This is a genomic window from Winkia sp. C0117E2 (assembly GCF_056590455.1).
Map to the genome: position 1 here is coordinate 21,700 of NZ_JBWPWD010000008.1, position 16,623 is coordinate 38,322.

A 16,623-nucleotide genomic window follows, 5' to 3' on the forward strand; every position below is an offset into this window, starting at 1 on the left:
AGGATAGGGGCGTTGACGCAATCGCAATGAATAGAGGGGCGCTCTTGTCGAAGTGGACATTGGATGGTGCTAGCAGTGCAACTCGCCTGATCCAGGGCGCAATGAACGCCGCTGCCAGAGCCACAGGTTCCCCAAAGGTGACAGAAGTTGGCGACCGTGATTGGCGACAGAACTATCCCACCTCCTTCCATAACCTAACTGCGCTCGAGGGCGAAGACTCCCCCACCATGGCCAAGGCAGCGTTGGATTTCATCTACGCTAACGCCCAGTTACCGGATGGGACTAACCTTGCCGAAGCTAAGCCCATTGCAACTGAGGTGCCTGTTTCGCAGGTGGGCAAAGCCGATCAGGCTGCCACGTGCCCGGTTCCACGGCTTTCGCTGCCGATTGGGCATTCGCTGTTGAACAAGCGCGCCCAGGCTGCTTTGTCGATTGTTAGCTTGCATCCGCAGTGGTGGAATCTGGCCGGCTACGAAGTGGTGGTGTTGGCGGGGGCCGCGCAGCTTGCACCCACGGTGGCCCTGGCGCACGCGGGCGCTACGGTACACGCGATTGTGCGGGCAGATTCGAAGCGGCGTAAGGCACTGTTGCAGGCTTGCCAGGATGCGCCTGGCAAACTGGTGATTCCTTCGGGGCGGATATGCGATGTGGTGAAGAATCCCAGGCAGTTGGCCGGTTACATTTGCGGCATTTCTAAGCCGGTGATTTTGGTGGATGCGCTATATGCGCCCTCGCGCGCCCATGTGCACGCGGCAATTGCGGCTGACCTGGTGGAGCGCATGGTATGCCAGGCTCGCCCCGACACTACGGTGTGCTTTAGCGGCACTCCCACTGACGTTTACTATTCAAAGGGGCATCTGGTGGATGCCATCGTGCCACTACAGGGGCCGAACTATTTAGCGGCGAAGCGGATTGGCCGGTGGCGGGCTAGTACCCTTACCGGCCAGGGCGTTAGCACGATAACGCCTATTCTGCCGTTGGCGGCCACCGAGTCGGTAATGAACTCTGACAAGCTAATCAGCACTATCGTGGGCGCCCCCGCGGTGGGTGTTTACCCGGTAGCCCCCTCCGTAGCAGCGCGCCTTGCGGCTTCGTGGCTGATTTTCGAAATGCATTCTTCTGACGAACCGGCCCCCTGGCAGGGCGTGAAGGCGCCGTGTGGGCTTTGGGGAAACCCGGATTCGCAGCTCAATTCGCTGCTGCCCAATGCGAATATGCGCCTGCACGCGGCGTGGGTGGCCGGTCGGCTAGGGGCTGGCCGCGACGCCTGGGTTGGCCAGGTGCCCGATTCAATATTTTCCGAGGGCGGCAAACGCCTGCGCGTCCTCGCACGGAAAATGCGAGAACGGCTGGGCCGGTAGCCCGGGACTTTATCCCTACCCTCACCCCTGGCGCGTCCACACCTCTACCTTTTACTAAGGCGGCTCCTACAGATGCGAATCACCCGCGTATTTAAGTGTGTATCAACCGGTCACAATAGGTTGCAAAAAAGAAAATGGATACAAAAAAATCCCGCACCTAAAGTGCGGGATTCTTCAGTTCAAATACTATTTGAAACTATTTGCTCTTGCGGCCAGTGGCTGCCAAGTAAATAGAAATAGCAACTACTGCACAGATAGTGCAGACGACCCAACGCCACCAGTCAATGCCGGGGGTGTCAGTCGGGTATTTGAAGATGCCTAGGATCAGGTTGCCAACGACAACGCCGACGACGCCCAGAATGATGGTCCATAGAATGCTTAGCGGCTGGCTGCCCTTCATGAACAGACGGGCCAGTGCGCCAATGATCGCGCCAAAAATAATGGTACCGATGATCTCGCCCATTTTTCTTTCCTTACTATAGGGGTGCGCATTTACGCCTTGCCCCTATAGTTTCACTATTTAGCCCTGTATGCCAGCCCTGCAGGACACTGTTAGCTAAATGTTAGTTTGGAGCGAAAAATTATTAGGAATTTTTCACATACAACGACTCGTTTGTCAAAGTTTGCCACTTTTACGCAATGATGCATCCGACTTCCAGTCGCCCACAACCACTTCCATGACTAAAGCCCTATGGTCGGAGCCCTTCTGCTCGATCACATACGAGTCCTCAAAACGGATCTTCCCGGCCGCTACCGCATGGTCGATAATCGATTTGGGTGCCACCGCCGGGAACGTAGGCATGCCCACGTGCATCTGTTCGCTAACCCCGGTGGCTTCTAACACCGGAGCAGTCCCCAGATTCATATCCCCCACTAGCAGCGTGGAAGATACGTGCGGGGGTGGGACTTCGCCCTCGACAGGAGAACAGTAAGTGCCCCCCACCATTTGTTTCCATGCGTGCGCCAGTTGCGAGCGGGCCGTGACGCCATGAATTTCTAGGTGGGTGCTTCCCACGCGCAACGGCCCACCCGGCGTCAGGACGTCCGCCGCCAGCAGTGCCCGATTCTGCCCAAAGTCAACCGAGGTGGAACTGCCAAAGAGGCCTGCGCCCTTAGCGCGGCCGATGCGACGAATGGGAGCCGCCCCCAGTTTCAAGGTGCGCCACACGGCAACCGGGTACCGCGAAGCCACCACCACGCCAAAGCCGCCTAGCCTAGGCCGCCGCCCCGCCAAGGCTCGCCGCACCGGCAGCCGCAAGAACAATGCCTGCCCGCGGAAAAACGGCAGGAAGCGCCAATGCTTCAGCCCCGCTTCCTCACAGATGAGGGCGCCCTGGTCGCGAAAACCAGAGCGCCACTGCCGCACGTCGACCTCCTGCATACACAAGATGTCGGGCTTTGCCTGGGCAAGATCATGCGCCACATCGGCGTCGTGAGCAATATTGGCGCTGATGACACGCACGGTTGCAGGCATTTACTAGCCTTTAGGAGCGAAGGAAAGGGCCACCGAATTCATGCAGTAGCGCTCCCCAGTAGGGGTCTGCGGAGCATCCGGGAACACGTGCCCAAGGTGCGAATTGCACTGGGCGCAGCGCACTTCCTGGCGAACCATGCCATGGGAGGTATCCGTAGAGATGTTCACCGCCGCCTTCTGCGGGTCGTAGAAGGAAGGCCAGCCGCAGCCCGATTCAAACTTGGTATCCGAGCGGAACAGTTCCGCCCCACAGGCGCGGCAGGTGTAGACTCCTTCCCGATCCTCGCTTAGCAGCTCCCCAGTGCCCGGACGTTCCGTGCCGGCCTCGCGCAGCACGTGGTATTCCATGGGAGTCAGCCGGGTGCGCCAGTCAGCTTCGGTCAGCTTCGAAAAGTCCTCGGCCATTATTCGTCCTCCTGAATTTTTGGCATTAGCTTCGTTTCTGAAGTGCCCGCATCCGTCACGTCGATTGTTTTATTCGCGGGCGGGGCAGCCTCTGCTTTAACGGTACCGGCCTCACCCTTCTGTTGCGCAGGTGAGTCCTCTTGCTGGGCAGTGCCCTCTACCTCTTCATTGTGGGGCCCAGAGAACAGCTGTTGGCCGCGCTCTTCAGCCTCGGGACTGCCCGAGAACATGCGATCCGACATGGTGGTTTCCATTTCCGGCGCGACGGTTTGGGCATCGCGTTCTTGCTGCTCCAAGACGGTAGCGAGCACCTGAGTTTGCGCCACATCTGGGGTGGTTTCCGCCGAGGGCGCATTCCGCTTCTTGCCGCGACGTTTGCTCCCGGGGTGCTCGCTAGCCTGCTTCGCTACAGCTACCGCAACGGCGGCGGCATCCTTGGGTGCAAGCGGCTGGGTGGGCAGGATCGAAGTTTCCTGACCGGTGCGAGGCATGGCGATCCCGCGCGAGCGCAACGACCGCCGCTTGATCTGGCGCCGGGCCTTCTTTTTCGCCGCCTGCAAGCGGGCTTCGTGAATCGACGAGGCAGCCTTGTCATTTCGCTGGTTCTTCTTTTGGCCTCTCTGCCCCTTCTGGTTCTTTTGGTTCTTCTGCCCGGGTTGCTTAGCGCGCCCCTCTCCCCGCGCCAGCACCTGCTTGATCGCTTCGGCCGTATCCAGTTTGTCTATTTGCATGTCCGAGGCCGTATCCGCATCCGTGCGGGAAATTTGGGCTAGCTCCTGCGCCAGGTGGGCGACGCGTTCTTCAGAAACGTCCTGGTTGATCTGCTGGACCACCTGTTGCACCCACCGGTGCCGCGGCAGCGCGTAGGGGGCATTGGACACCAGCCAGGCGTAGAGGCGTTCGCGCAGGTAGCAGCGCAAATCCCAGAGCTTTCCAGAGTTTTCAGCGCTGACCACAATGCGCACGGTCATGTACCGTTCATTCGAAGCAGACACTTGCACGGAGGCAGAGCGGCCGTCCCACAGGTCTGAAGACGAAAGTAGGCGGTCGGCCTCGGCGCGAATCTGCGAAACGGGGGCAGACCAGTCCAGAGACAGCTCCACAGCACCGAGCAGTTGTGGGGTTTGGCGAGTCAGGTTCTGGAACGGCTGCTGGGTGAACGAGGTGGAAGGCACGATCATGCGGCGGTCATCCCACAGCAGAACTACCACATAGGTAAGAGTTATCTCCTCAATAGTTCCCTGCAATTCAGCGCCATCCAGCCCCTTAATCATGACCACATCGCCCACGCGAATCGCATCCGCAAACGCCACCTGCAACCCGGCGAACATATTCGCCAAAGTGGACTGAGCAGCAAGACCGGCAATCAACGAAGCAATGCCGGCGGAGGCAAGGACTGAAGCCATCGCCGCCCTCGCAGCAGGATAGGTGAGTGCCATTCCGATAATGGTCAGCACGATTATTACTGCCTGTAATACGCGCCGGAGCACCTGGGCTTGTGTCTCGATGCGGCGGGCCTTGCGATCGTGCCGCTCCTTTTGCCTGGCAGTTACGTCCTCGATCACCCCGGCTGCCGCGAACGCCAACCAGCCGATGCCCGCATAGCCCAACAGAAGTACGGCGTGCTTTGCGGCGGGCACCCACGAGGCGGCTGAATCCGACGGGTCGAAGGCATAGGACAGCCCAAGGTGGGCGCCGAACACCGCACAGGTGAAATAGGCGGGAACGATAATCCGGTTCTTTACCAGCCGCACAAAACGCTGCCTATGAGCCACCACACCAATAATCAAGTGCAAAAGGAACATCAGCGCAATCCCGATGCCCGCCCCAATGGCCGCCCACATTAAAAGATTCAAAATGTCGACCGTGCCCTGGGTGGCCTTGTCGACCGTTTTAGATATGTCCTCGGTGGACGGTAGCGAGCCCGATTCAGACGGACTAGGCGATGGCGAGGGCGAATCAGCTGCTGGCAGCAACACCCATTGCGCCTGGTGAAACACGGAGTTAGCGCCCGCAAAAGCGCGGGCGACCACAGAGCAGATCATGTATTCCAGGCTAGTCGAGTGGACACAATTAGGCCTGATGAATCCCAATTAAAGACGTGTAATCTTGGCCGCCGTTTAAATTAAAACTGGACGGTGACCAGGCTCACGCCAAAACAATTTTGTGTTCGCAAAGGTTTTCCAGTAAGCTTTATCGAGTCCGAGGGAGACGGCGAAAGCCGAAACGCTCGGGAGCCAAATAAATAGGCCCCCATCGTCTAGCGGCCTAGGACACCGCCCTTTCACGGCGGCGACACGGGTTCAAATCCCGTTGGGGGTACGGTCGCCAAGGGCGACACAACTGAATATATTAGGCATTGCCTACCATGGCCCTGTAGCGCAGTTGGTTAGCGCGCCGCCCTGTCACGGCGGAGGTCGCGGGTTCAAGTCCCGTCAGGGTCGCTGACAGACCCGGGTTTCCCGGGTTTTTGTCTAAGAAAGGCTCTGTAGCTCAGTTGGTAGAGCGTTCGACTGAAAATCGAAAGGTCACCGGATCGACGCCGGTCGGAGCCACAGCCCAGAGGTCGCAACTTCAGTTGCGGCCTCTTTTTTATGCACGCGCTCACGCCCAGCCTTTGGGGCCGCGGCGCGTAACCCACGGGAAATCTGCCGCGAGCCTTGATCAACTTTCGCGAGACATGGTGTTTTGTCGCAAGCCAAGGGCGAACACGCGCACGGTGGTGCTCTAGACCAAGGTTCGGTCGCAATAGTCCAGCCGCAGTAACAACCCAGCAACCAGCCGCCCTCGGCGTTAAGCGAAAAGCCCCTACCCGGGGGAAACCCTGCGGGTAGGGGCTAAGGCGGAGACAATCCGCGTTTGTGCGGCTATCCGCCTATTTGGCTGGTTCTTTGACCTTCAGCCGCTTGGCGAAGTCGGGGTTCTTTTCCATCCAGTCGCGAGTGTCCTGGACTAGGTTCTTCCCTTCCTTCTTGTTCAGCACGTAGTTTTCAAGCGAATACAGCTCTTCGTCTGAGACCTTCAGGTGCTTTAGCATGTCGGCAACTTCGGGGTAGTCCTTCGAGAAGTCGCCGCGGCCGAAGGAGTGGGCCTTTTCGGCTCCGCCTAGCGCGCCCTTCGGATCCTTCAGATCCTTGATGTCGAACGCGTCGTAGGCCCAGTGCGGGGACCAGAGGGTCACCACTATGTCGTCGCCGGATTGCATGGCCCCCTTGAGGGCTCCCAGCATGGTCGCCGTCGACGAGATCTTGAAGTTCATATCCTCGAGCCCGTACTGCGGGATAACCTGGTTCTTAGTTACGCGCGTAAGGCCCGCACCTGCGTCGATGCCAATAATTTCGTTGTTGAACTTGTCCGCGTTGGCGGCTAGCTCATCCAGCGAATCGATGGGCGCGTCCTTGTTCACTGCAATGGTCAGCTTCGCATTGTCGTACCAAGCGCCAAAATCTTGAATCTGGTCGCCGTACTTTTCGGCGTAGTCCTTGTGGGTGGTGGGCAGCCAGCCGTCCATCAGCAGGTCGAAGTCGCCCTCGGCGAGGCCAGTAAAGATGACCCCCACCTCGGCGTCTTGCAGCTTCACATTGTAGCCCTGCTCTTCGAGGGCGACCTTCATAGCGTTCGAAATGACTACGCCCTCGTCCCAACCGGAAGCCACACCAATGCGGATCGTCTTATCGGAACCCGCGCTGCTACCGAAAGCGCCCACGGCAGTCCAGCCCAAAGCCAACGCCAGGGCCGCCAACAGCGCAGCCGGCTTTACGATGCGATCCAGAACAGACTTGCCACCAACACCGTCGCCTGCCGCAGCCTTACGGCCAGCCCGCGAGCCGGTAACACGGTCTAAGAACATCGCCAAGATCACCACGGACAGGCCAGCTTCGGCGCCGAGAGACATGTTCACGCGGTTCAGCGCAGTCACTACATCTGCACCCAGGCCACCAGCACCAACCATGCCGGCGATTACAACCATCGACAAGGACAGCATGATCACCTGGTTTACGCCACCCATAATGGTTTGGCGCGCCAGGGGCAGTTGCACTTGGAAAAGGACGCGACGCGGGGTGGCGCCAAAAGCGTAGGCCGCTTCGACTACCTCTTTGTCAACCTGTTTGATGCCCAGTTCGGTAAAGCGCACCGCCGGGGCAATAGCGAACAGGATCGTAGCCACAATGGCGGGCACAACGCCCACCGAGAACAGCACGACGAACGGGATCAGGTAGACGAACGCTGGCATGGTCTGCAAGAAATCTAAGATTGGGCGCAGCACCGCCGAAACGCGTTTAGATCTGGCCGCCCAAATACCCAGCGGAATACCTATAAGGATAGCTATGGCTGAAGCCAGTATGACCAGCGCCAACGATTGCATAGCATTGTCCCACTGATCCATGCCGTAGATCAGCATGAACCCTAGGAACGAGCCGAGGGCAAGCTTCCAGCCCTTCGCCCACCACCCAAGCAGGGTGAACACCAAGATCCACACCCAAAATGGGGGCGTCAGCAAGATCGCCTGCAACACATCGTTAATACCCTGGAAGATAGTTGAGATCACGTTGAAGAAGCCAGACCAGGAAGCGATCATCCAATCGACCGCGCCCGATACCCAGCCGCCCAACGGGATGCGGAAGGAATCAAGAACCATAGGCATCATTCGGCATCACCTTCCTGAACAGTAGAACCCGCAGCCGGGCCAGAACCACGCCCCGCCTTGTTTTCGGGAGCGGCGGAAGCGGTGTCGGAGGCTGGCGCTACGCCCTCGCGCGCGCTGCTTCGACCACCGTCAACGGTGGCGTTTTTGGGGCCCTCACTGGCACTGCTGCTGGCACTGGCACCCGACCCTTCTTGCGTGGGCGAACTAGACTGATCCACCTTTGGAATAGAGCCGGTAGAAACAGGAGTGACCTCGTTTCCGCTGCCCTCGCCAAGGGCGCGCAGTAGGGCCACACGGCCGATTATCCCCTCTAAGCGGCCGTCCTTAGAAACAACGGGCACGGGGATCGGCTTGGAAGCGGACGGCAAAATGATTTCCGAAAGCGGAGTGTCCGCCGAAATACCCGGGTGCGAATAGTGCACCAGGTCCCGGATCGTGTCCAGGTTAGGATTCTTGCTGAGGGCGTCAGCGATTTCGTCGCCCTCGACATACCCGTGCAGGCGCCTGTCGCCAGAGGCTGTAACCCAGCCGCCTTGCAAATCGGTTTCCTCGAGCTTGCGCAAAACCACCCTGGGGCCATCGTTTAGATATATGCGCATCACGGGGCGGCGCATAATCGAAGAGGCCGTAATAACGCGCGAACGATCAACATCCTGCACAAATTTGGCCACGTAGTCGTTGGCCGGATTCGTAAGAATCTCTTCGGCTGTACCAACCTGAACAATCTGGCCGTTGCGCATAACCGCAATGCGATTGCCAAGCAGCATGGCTTCGTTCAAATCGTGAGTAATAAAAATAATGGTCCGCTTGGAGCGCGCCTGAATTTCTAGCAGCAGCTCCTGCATATCGCGGCGAATAAGGGGGTCGAGGGCGGAGAATGCTTCGTCCATTAACAAAATGTCGCCCTCGGCGCACAACGCGCGAGCCAAACCCACACGCTGTTGCATGCCGCCAGAAAGCTGCGAGGGGTAGGAATCCTCGCGCCCTTCGAGGCCGGCTACTTGCAGTTCGTGGCGGGCTTTCGCCTCGCGCTCTTCTTTGCTGACACCCGCAATTTCGAGCGGGTAGGCAGCATTTTCTAAGACTGTTCTATGGGGAAGTAATGCGAAATGCTGAAAAACCATCGACATGGATTGCTGGCGCACCTTGCGCAGCTCAGCTGGCTTCAGCTTGGTAATGTCAGTGCCTTTAATTTTCACAGTGCCCGCTGTTGCGGGGCCGAGGGCATTTAGTGTTCGCAGTAAAGTCGATTTGCCCGAGCCTGACAGGCCCATGACAACAAATATTTCGCCCTCTTTTACGTCGAAAGAAACATCGTTCACAGCTACCGTGGCGCCTTTTATCGATTTAGGATCGACGCCGTCTTTGAGCTTTTGAACTACTTGCTTTTTGTCCCTTCCAAAGATCTTATAAACATGGTCGCATTCGAGGATGTTCATGTTTCCCTTCGGGGTGCGTGCAGGGGCTAAAGATCGCTAATCTTTCGCGGCCTGCAATGTGTTCAGTTATAGCTGGAATCGGCGATAAAACACCTTCTTTAGGGTTCGGGGAAATGGCGCACATTCGCACGCCCACAATTTCATGCGGACAAGAATGATCCACACTTACTGTCTCAGAAAGGACATAACGTTTCAAGAGAAGGGCCCCATATATGGGCGAGTATCGGTACTATACTGCAGATTTCGCGGAGAAAGCTCCGGGGGCGCTACGTTAGTTTGACAGTGCGGATTTACAGACTTTGCCAAGAGCACGGCCAGCCCAGGCAGATGGCGGAAACCAGGTCCGTCTTGCCGCGCTGTCCATATTGGTGTTCACGCCCCTCGAAGTAGCAACAGCATCCGTCGGGAGCGCCTTCGACATGCTCAACCGAACTAAGAACGTCATTTACTTCGTCTTAGCCATCCTAATCTCTAAATCGTGAGTTTCAATATAACCCGGTGGACTCCATGACAGCAGCGGAAAATGTCAAGCTGGGCTTGCGTTTCGTTTCTAAGAAATTAGCAAAATCAGAACTAGATAACTTGTTCGAGAAGTTTGGCTTGTCCAAGCGAAAGAACTACTACCCTGCCCAGCTCTCAGGGGGACAACGCCAACGGGTAGCAATAATTAGAGCTCTAGCAGTGAAGCCTCACGTAATTTTTGCCGACGAACCAACAGGGGCTTTGGATTCTAAATCCAGTGCCCTAGTAATAGATGAACTTTCTAAGCTTGGGCGCCAAGGCACCGCGGTTGTCATGGTGACCCACGATCTGGATGTGGCAGCTCAGGCGCAGCGGGCCGTTGTGCTACGCGATGGGGAATTAGTGGAAAATGTTTCCCATCCGACGCGGGAACAATTATTCCTAAGTTCAAGGGGCCAAGCCCAAGTTTAGGGGGGCGAGCCCAGCCGCCCTCGCACTAAAGAAACTAACACCGCGGCCACCACGCCACCGCCATCAGCTGTCAGGGGCAGGTGGCACAATGTGGGTATGCCTATCCAGATGACTGACGATTTTGTCCGCGCGCTCGACCTGTTGCGTCAAGGCCGGTCACTGTTCATCACTGGCAATGCTGGAACAGGCAAATCCACTCTAATACGGCATTTCGTCCAACAGACCACAAAGAACGTGGTGGTAGCCGCACCTACGGGGGTGGCAGCGCTGAACGTGAACGGTTACACCCTGCACAGGCTTTTTTCGTTCGCCCCCTCTACTACGGTCGACGAGGTGCGCATGGGGCAGGCGGCGCCAGGCAGGTTCGCGGGGCTGATTTCGCAGCTCGACACTCTGATTATCGACGAAGCTTCCATGGTGCGGGCCGATCTGTTCGACATGGTGTGTTACTCGTTAGAACGATACGGGCCCAACCCCGGTTCACCACTGGGCGGGGTGCAGGTGGTGCTCGTAGGCGACCTGTATCAACTGCCGCCGGTAGTTACTACCGCCGAAGAAGCATATTTTTCTGAGGCCTACTCCAGCCCCTACTTTTTCTCGGCAGCTCACTATTTCCCGGAGCGCTTCCCCACAGTACAGCTCACCCACCAGTTCCGCCAAGCAGGGGATTCAAACCTTGCCTCCCTGCTGGGCGAACTGCGTTCAGGGGACGTCAACGAGCAGGTTATGTCCGCTTTGAACGCACGCGTCGACCCTGATTTTGAACCACCCAAAGGCGAATTTTGGCTTACCATCGCAACCACCAACAGGGTAGTGAGGGCGCGCAACCGCCGCCGCCTGGACGCCCTCGACGGGCAGTTGCACACCCATTTTGCTGCCCGTAGCGGCGACACGAAACGCTTCGAAGCTCCCACCGAGGACAAGCTGGAGTTCAAGGTTGGCGCCCAGGTGATGCTGCTCAATAATGATGCGGCTGGCAGGTGGGTTAACGGCTCACTGGGGGTGGTCGAATCCGTGGCCTTCCCCGAAGGGGATATTGAGGTGCAGGTGCGGCTGCGCAGTGGGAATGTTGTGTCCGTCGGTGTGCACACGTGGGAGGTGACGCGTCCGGCGCTTTCGGCAGGTTCGCTCACTAACCAGGTGGTGGGCACATTCACGCAGCTGCCGTTCAAGCTTGCCTGGGCCGTCACCATCCACAAGTCGCAAGGGCAAACCCTAGAGCACGCCCTAATTGATCTGTCCGGGGGGATTTTTGCTCCCGGTCAGCTCTACGTGGCCCTGTCTAGGTGCAAGTCCCTGAAGGGAATCGTTTTGCGCCGGCATATTCGCCCTCGGGACGTGAAAGTGGACCAGCGGGTGCGCGAGTTCTTAGCGGATCGCCTTGGAAAGCGCACCCAGGAGCGCACGTTTTTGGGGGCGCTGTTTTGTGGCCGCAAGGACGGGTTCCAGCGCCCGCTCGAGGTTGCTATTTTGCGTGAGGACGGGTGGGCGTTCACGTCACTTGTGAACCCCACGCGGGATGTGGGCGACGCGGCTGAACGCTATGGTGTGAGTGCCGCAGATTTACAGTTGGCGCCCACCCTGGCACAGCTTTGGCCCGCGATTGAGCCGATAATTGAGGGCACGGGCGTGGTCACGGCCAACGCCCGCCACGCGCTGAAGGTGTTCGATGACGAGTTGAAGCGGACGGGGATTGTGGCTCCGCTAAAGCATTTTGCCCTCGCGCAGGTTAAGGGGAACGCGCATGCGGACACCGCCTTCGAAGTGGCGTCGTTGGCTGCGTCGGCTACCGTAGAGGGCGACTTGTACGCCTACCAGCCAGCCACCACCAGCGTTTCGGGTTGGGCGCTGCCGCGCGGGGCCGGCAAGATCGTGCCTTTCGGTTACGTGGAAGTGGTGGCAAAAATGTTGCAGGAGCGGCTCCAGAACATGGATCTGACCGCCGAATCTTGCCAAATAGTCGACCGTTTCAATATCGAATACGACCAGCATGTGCACTACCGTTACGCCGGATTACAAATGCCGTTGGCGGACCTGCTAAAGCAGGGAACCCGGGTTTGTTTCACGGGCACCGCCTACGACGGCAACAAAACCTACGAGCGTTCAGACATGGAACTCCTCGCTGTATCAGTCGGGCTGGAAGTAAAATCGTCAGTAACCAAAACCCGCTGCGACCTGCTGATCGCTGCAGACACATCCAGCATGTCAGTGAAAGCCCGCAAGGCACGCACGTTAGGCAAACCAATCTACAGTGCCACCGAATTCCTCACCTGGGCCAAAGTCCAAGGCGAAATCTAGTATTTTCCTAGGGCAGAGTGGCGCGGTAGGGGCCGGTATACCTTTGCAATTGCCTTCCGCCAGCGCGGGAAAAGGCGGGGGGCTAGCCACACTTTCGATAAAGATGGGAATTACCCCCGCTCGCGCAGGGAAAAGTCCACCAGCAATTTTACAGGGCAGTTGCTCACTCTCGCGTGGCTACAGCTCGTCTGAACTAGAACAGTTCCCGGGCCGCCCAACCGAGGCAAGCTCACACACGCCCGGTGCTAGTGCGCCACTAATTGAATACCATCGATGTCTACTATCTGCCTGCTAGCATCGCCACATGTGCGAACTTCAAACCCTTGTTCGTTTTCATTGTTAGAAACAATTAGTGTCAAAACGCCCCCGCTTGCAGCTTCATTGCAGCGTTCCCAAAGATTTTCAACTACAACAGGTGAAGCGTTACCTACGTATACCCCTTGAGAAACTTCAGACAGGAATCTACTTAGGTATCCGTGTAGATGATCCGGTATCGCAGTAGCCGTGACAACCGCAAACATTACGAGTCCTTGCCATACTGAATATGCCCAGATACCTCTTCCCCGACCGATCCGATCAAACGGTCGTCGTCACGACGGGGAAGATGCGGTGATAGAACCTGCATCAGAGCATCCAACATCCTAACCACTACATGTTTTTCGAATATGGCTGCCCTAATTTTCCTTCGAACGAATATGAGTGGGTCTTCAGCAGTTGTCGCAGAAAAAGCCAGCGGTATGGTCATAGTTGGTTTATACAGATCAGCTAAATCAAAAAGTAATGATCGCACATTACCTCTATGTATTATTCCGAGTGCAGGATTTACGCCTATCGCGGAACAGGCCGCCCCAGCGCAGCCGTAGAGTATCGAATTCGCAAGATTCAAACTGACATTCACCACATCGTCTCCGTTAGAATCGCGCCTAAATCCCTTTATTCCGTACTTCTTGGCTTGTGCTTTGTACACGTTACGTATAGTGCGCCCTTCAAGTCCCCGCATCGCATTAATGGTTCCACCGGGCATATTTTCGATGCCTAATTGCAGCTTATACAGGTATAGGGCAGCCTGAATCTGATGTTCCTCGCTGGCAACCAGACGGGCTTGCGCTATAGCCCATTTCGCCGATGAGGTTAGGGGGCTGGCGTGAGTGTAACAACTTATTCCTCCCCCGCCACAGAACATTATTACTACGCCTGATCTTGCGCACGAAACAGCAGCGGCGTGGCTCAAGCTCGTTCCCGGACCGAGCAAAAGCACTGCCATACCAGCAACAGGAACTTGTAACTTGGCAGTTTTAGGCCCATTCCGGTCGCGGCCTTCGCCCTCCCTTATTGCGATAACTCCAGTGCGATCTTGACGAATTAGGCAGTATTCCAAATAGAGGTAACTAACCCTGTCTTCCAATCTCACCTGATGGTTAGTGGGAATAGTTGAAAATGTCAACGCATCTTGGGAGTAGGGCACTAGTTATCACCAACAGTTAAACCCACGTTTGGGTCATAGAATTGGAGCGCGTTAGGAATGAAGTAGTATCTTGCTAAGAGCGATTTTGATTGTGTTAAAGCTACTTTCTCTGCCAGAATAGCCGCATATTTGCTGCCTTCTGGTATAGGAATTGAACCACGCATTGCAGCCTTGATCAGCTCCTGGTCACTACCGCGTGCGGCTAAAAGTCTCTCTGCGCTACCTCCCCATCCGCCGGGTATAACCCCAGTCGGATCGCCCAATATGCATTGAATAGTATTTCTTTTTATGAATCTGGTGGACGCCTCGTTCTCGCTGGATTCTTTCGGGGCCGTCATTGCTATCAGTGTCCCCAACGTCACCCCTTTTTTCGTAAGGTCACCGAGTTTGTTGGCGACAGCCAGGCCTTCTTGCGCTTTGAGCACTTCATCTGCGAGCTGTTCCGTCGCTCCCTCAAAATCTTCAACGATAGTATCTAAAGTTACTTTAGAATAATCAATAAAGTCCTGGCAGTCATCGGGCATTTTCATCATGTGATGGCCGTTGAGCCATTTCCAAGTACGGCTCAGTTCGGCATCAAAATAAGGGAGCACCTGGAAACCAGCATCGTTGTCGATCTTCACAACAGTCATGGGTAGATGCACAGCGCCTGGAATCCTGAGGGATCGATTTATATCTTCACGCCGCCAAACACGGCCAGCACGTTGAATTAACGAGGGCGCCGGACACAATTCCGTCCTCATTACATCTAAGTCAATATCGAGTGATGCCTCAATTGCTTGGGTACCCACCACTGTTAGGCCTTCACCTTTTTTGTCTGGCCCGATAGTTTTTTCTAGTAGCTCAGCGTTTTGTCTGCGGTGTTCTGCGGTCATACGCGAGTGCAAGATGATTGTGTGTTCACCTATTTCTTTGGCTACTTTTTGCGCCCGCTCTACGGTGTTACAGATGATCCCAATGCGTGCTTTAGGGTATTTAGCGCGCATCTTTTTCACCCAGGTTACGTGGTTTGAGACCAACGCATCGTAGGCGATATTTTCGGTGGTGAAAGCTATTTTGTATTCACGCACTGTTGGGATGGAGAGTTTTCCTTCGCACTCGCCAACCTGGAGATTTTCTGAGGCAGGAAAATGGGTTTTACCGGTTGGAGGTTTCCCACAGTAGGCGTTCAAAAAATCAGTGCGCTGTTGGCTAGGAAGTGTTGCGGTCAGTAGTGTCACGCGGGTATTTGTTGCCCGCAACCATTCTAGTAGATTCTCTACGAGTTTCGTTTGGTAAGGGTCCAGCGTGTGCGCCTCGTCAATGACTACGTGCGCGTTAGCTAAAGCAAGTAAACGCAGATGGGTCCATTTTGCCGGCAAAGTAGCTAATAACCCTTGATCCACTGTGCCTACGCATATGGGAGCCAGCAGGCGGGAACTGCCGCTTTTCACGAAATCTGTGTAGTATAAGCCGCCCTCTTTTTTATCGGAGGCAACGGTAACCGGTTGCGCGTAGAGATCTTCGACTGATGCTAATCCGTGTGCCAGGGCGGCCACGTTAGGCGTGTGCTCATAGATTTTGTGGATTCTACGCATCAAAGCGTTTGAAGTCGCTTGCGTGGGCAACAAAAAGATCAGGCGTTCATCCCGGGTGGAATGACGTAATATGGCCGCTTCAGTTTTCCCTCCCCCGGTAGGGGCCATAACGTTCCAGATGCCTCCCCCTACTCGCATAGCTTCTTCTTGCAATGGCCTAGGCTGGTTCCCGCCAAGTATCTCGGCGATTGCAGCCTGCTGGTTTTCCCATCCCTTATAAATCCCAAGGGTGTTTTTTATTCGCTCTAACGCGGAGGTAGCTGCCTTGTCTATCCAATGTTTTGGCTTTTCAAGGCTAATTTGCCCATCAGCGGCGAGGTTAGCGCGCGCCTGCACCCAGTCGGTTCCCGAAGCTATCCGATCGGCTAGTATTACTAGCCCCGCCAAGAGCACAGTAGTAACTCCAGAGGCCAGTCTGGGTAATTCACTAATGCCGCACGCGGTTTTCATAGCCTCTAGGAGGTCTCGTTGAATGGGTTCCCAGTTACGTGTGACCAGGATTCGTTCAAGTTCTTGTTCCTGCCGTTCTTCTTCGGCAGGTTCTGTAAAGCGCCCGTGGTGGCCAAGCGCGGGTATCCCCCACCAGGCGCGGCGCAAGTTTGTACCGGCCTCGAGCGGTTTCGGGCTTAACGCGATCGCACCCACACGCTCATGCCTGGTCAGATAGGGTTTAGCACTTGGTGGTACCGGAATTTCGTCCTCATCTAAGAAAGTGCACTGCTCTTCTTGTAAGATGGCCGCTCGGATACGCTCAAAAGCCTCATTGCTGTTGCGCGGTTGGGCCTGAAAGTAAGGGTTTGCCTTGCCAATATCATGTGTACCGGCGATGTAGGCAATTATCTTTACCGTCTCTGTTTGGTCGCCGTCAGCTAAGTCTTCGGCAATTTGCTCGCGCAGCCCTGGCCGCAGCCAGCCCATGTAAAGTTGCTTGGCAATTGCCGCCGTATCCAGCAAGTGAGCAAGAAGCGGGTACGGGCGGTCTAGCCCTATCTCTTTCGCCCAAATCCGCTGGTGGATGTCCAC

Annotated in this window: 13 protein-coding genes and 3 tRNA genes; 7 read left to right on the top strand and 9 right to left on the bottom strand. The window is 56.3% G+C overall.

The annotated features are described in order from the left end of the window. Positions 1–44: 44 nt before the first annotated feature. Positions 45–1,361 (top strand): hypothetical protein, encoded by a 1,317-nt coding sequence (locus AC1EKG_RS10005; protein WP_141740543.1) that lies wholly within the window; start codon positions 45–47, stop codon positions 1,359–1,361. Between the two features lie 196 nt (positions 1,362–1,557). Here AC1EKG_RS10005 and AC1EKG_RS10010 read toward each other — a convergent pair whose 3' ends face one another. The 4 genes from AC1EKG_RS10010 to AC1EKG_RS10025 all read right to left on the bottom strand — a co-directional run bounded on the left by AC1EKG_RS10010 (position 1,558) and on the right by AC1EKG_RS10025 (position 5,285). Then, complete coding sequence (locus AC1EKG_RS10010) at positions 1,558–1,824, bottom strand: GlsB/YeaQ/YmgE family stress response membrane protein (RefSeq protein ID WP_004807188.1); 267 nt, start codon at positions 1,822–1,824, stop codon at positions 1,558–1,560. A 153-nt stretch (positions 1,825–1,977) separates the two neighbouring features. Beyond that, the gene (locus AC1EKG_RS10015; protein WP_004807187.1) at positions 1,978–2,835 is read right to left on the bottom strand and encodes an endonuclease/exonuclease/phosphatase family protein; all 858 of its coding nucleotides are present in this window, start codon (positions 2,833–2,835) and stop codon (positions 1,978–1,980) included. Between the two features lie 3 nt (positions 2,836–2,838). Further along, positions 2,839–3,240 (bottom strand): peptide-methionine (R)-S-oxide reductase MsrB, encoded by a 402-nt coding sequence (msrB, locus tag AC1EKG_RS10020; protein WP_004807185.1) that lies wholly within the window; start codon positions 3,238–3,240, stop codon positions 2,839–2,841. Beyond that, a complete protein-coding gene (locus tag AC1EKG_RS10025; RefSeq protein ID WP_004807184.1) occupies positions 3,240–5,285 on the bottom strand; it encodes a mechanosensitive ion channel family protein in 2,046 nt (681 codons plus the stop codon). Before AC1EKG_RS10025 ends, msrB begins: the two co-directional genes overlap by 1 nt. 204 nt (positions 5,286–5,489) lie before the next feature. Here AC1EKG_RS10025 and AC1EKG_RS10030 point away from each other — a divergent pair. The 3 genes from AC1EKG_RS10030 to AC1EKG_RS10040 all read left to right on the top strand — a co-directional run bounded on the left by AC1EKG_RS10030 (position 5,490) and on the right by AC1EKG_RS10040 (position 5,795). After that, a tRNA-Glu gene (locus tag AC1EKG_RS10030) sits at positions 5,490–5,562 on the top strand. A gap of 48 nt (positions 5,563–5,610) precedes the next feature. After that, positions 5,611–5,684, top strand: a tRNA-Asp gene (locus AC1EKG_RS10035). 38 nt (positions 5,685–5,722) lie between these two features. Further along, positions 5,723–5,795, top strand: a tRNA-Phe gene (locus tag AC1EKG_RS10040). A 320-nt stretch (positions 5,796–6,115) separates the two neighbouring features. Here the strand turns inward: AC1EKG_RS10040 and AC1EKG_RS10045 are convergent. Both AC1EKG_RS10045 and AC1EKG_RS10050 read right to left on the bottom strand, forming a co-directional pair. Next, a complete protein-coding gene (locus AC1EKG_RS10045; protein ID WP_004807182.1) occupies positions 6,116–7,888 on the bottom strand; it encodes an ABC transporter permease/substrate binding protein in 1,773 nt (590 codons plus the stop codon). Further along, positions 7,885–9,327, bottom strand: a complete 1,443-nt coding sequence (locus AC1EKG_RS10050) for a quaternary amine ABC transporter ATP-binding protein (protein WP_004807179.1) — start codon at positions 9,325–9,327, stop codon at positions 7,885–7,887. Before AC1EKG_RS10050 ends, AC1EKG_RS10045 begins: the two co-directional genes overlap by 4 nt. A 299-nt stretch (positions 9,328–9,626) precedes the next feature. On the opposite strand from AC1EKG_RS10050, the gene AC1EKG_RS10055 reads away from it, so the two are divergent. The 3 genes from AC1EKG_RS10055 (at position 9,627) to AC1EKG_RS10065 (ending at position 12,558) form a co-directional block, all read left to right on the top strand. Beyond that, positions 9,627–9,809: a hypothetical protein gene (locus tag AC1EKG_RS10055; protein WP_141740542.1), complete on the top strand. Its 183-nt coding sequence runs from the start codon at positions 9,627–9,629 to the stop codon at positions 9,807–9,809. Between the two features lie 25 nt (positions 9,810–9,834). Then, positions 9,835–10,260 carry an ABC transporter ATP-binding protein gene (locus AC1EKG_RS10060; protein WP_004807177.1) on the top strand — a complete coding sequence of 142 codons (426 nt, stop codon included), beginning with the start codon at positions 9,835–9,837 and terminating at the stop codon, positions 10,258–10,260. 96 nt (positions 10,261–10,356) lie between these two features. Continuing rightward, positions 10,357–12,558, top strand: a complete 2,202-nt coding sequence (locus AC1EKG_RS10065; protein ID WP_004807174.1) for an AAA family ATPase — start codon at positions 10,357–10,359, stop codon at positions 12,556–12,558. Positions 12,559–12,803: 245 nt separating this feature from the next. On the opposite strand, the gene cas2e is transcribed toward AC1EKG_RS10065, so the two are convergent. From cas2e to cas3, 3 genes are read right to left on the bottom strand one after another with little or no spacing between them, the layout of a single operon-like run. Then, entirely contained in the window at positions 12,804–13,079 is a 276-nt protein-coding gene (gene cas2e, locus AC1EKG_RS10070; protein WP_004807173.1) for a type I-E CRISPR-associated endoribonuclease Cas2e, read from the bottom strand. Further along, positions 13,079–14,023 carry a type I-E CRISPR-associated endonuclease Cas1e gene (cas1e, locus tag AC1EKG_RS10075; protein ID WP_004807171.1) on the bottom strand — a complete coding sequence of 315 codons (945 nt, stop codon included), beginning with the start codon at positions 14,021–14,023 and terminating at the stop codon, positions 13,079–13,081. Before cas1e ends, cas2e begins: the two co-directional genes overlap by 1 nt. Next, a complete protein-coding gene (gene cas3 / locus AC1EKG_RS10080) occupies positions 14,023–16,623 on the bottom strand; it encodes a CRISPR-associated helicase Cas3' (RefSeq protein ID WP_481067850.1) in 2,601 nt (866 codons plus the stop codon). The genes cas1e and cas3 overlap by 1 nt, the downstream gene beginning before the upstream one ends.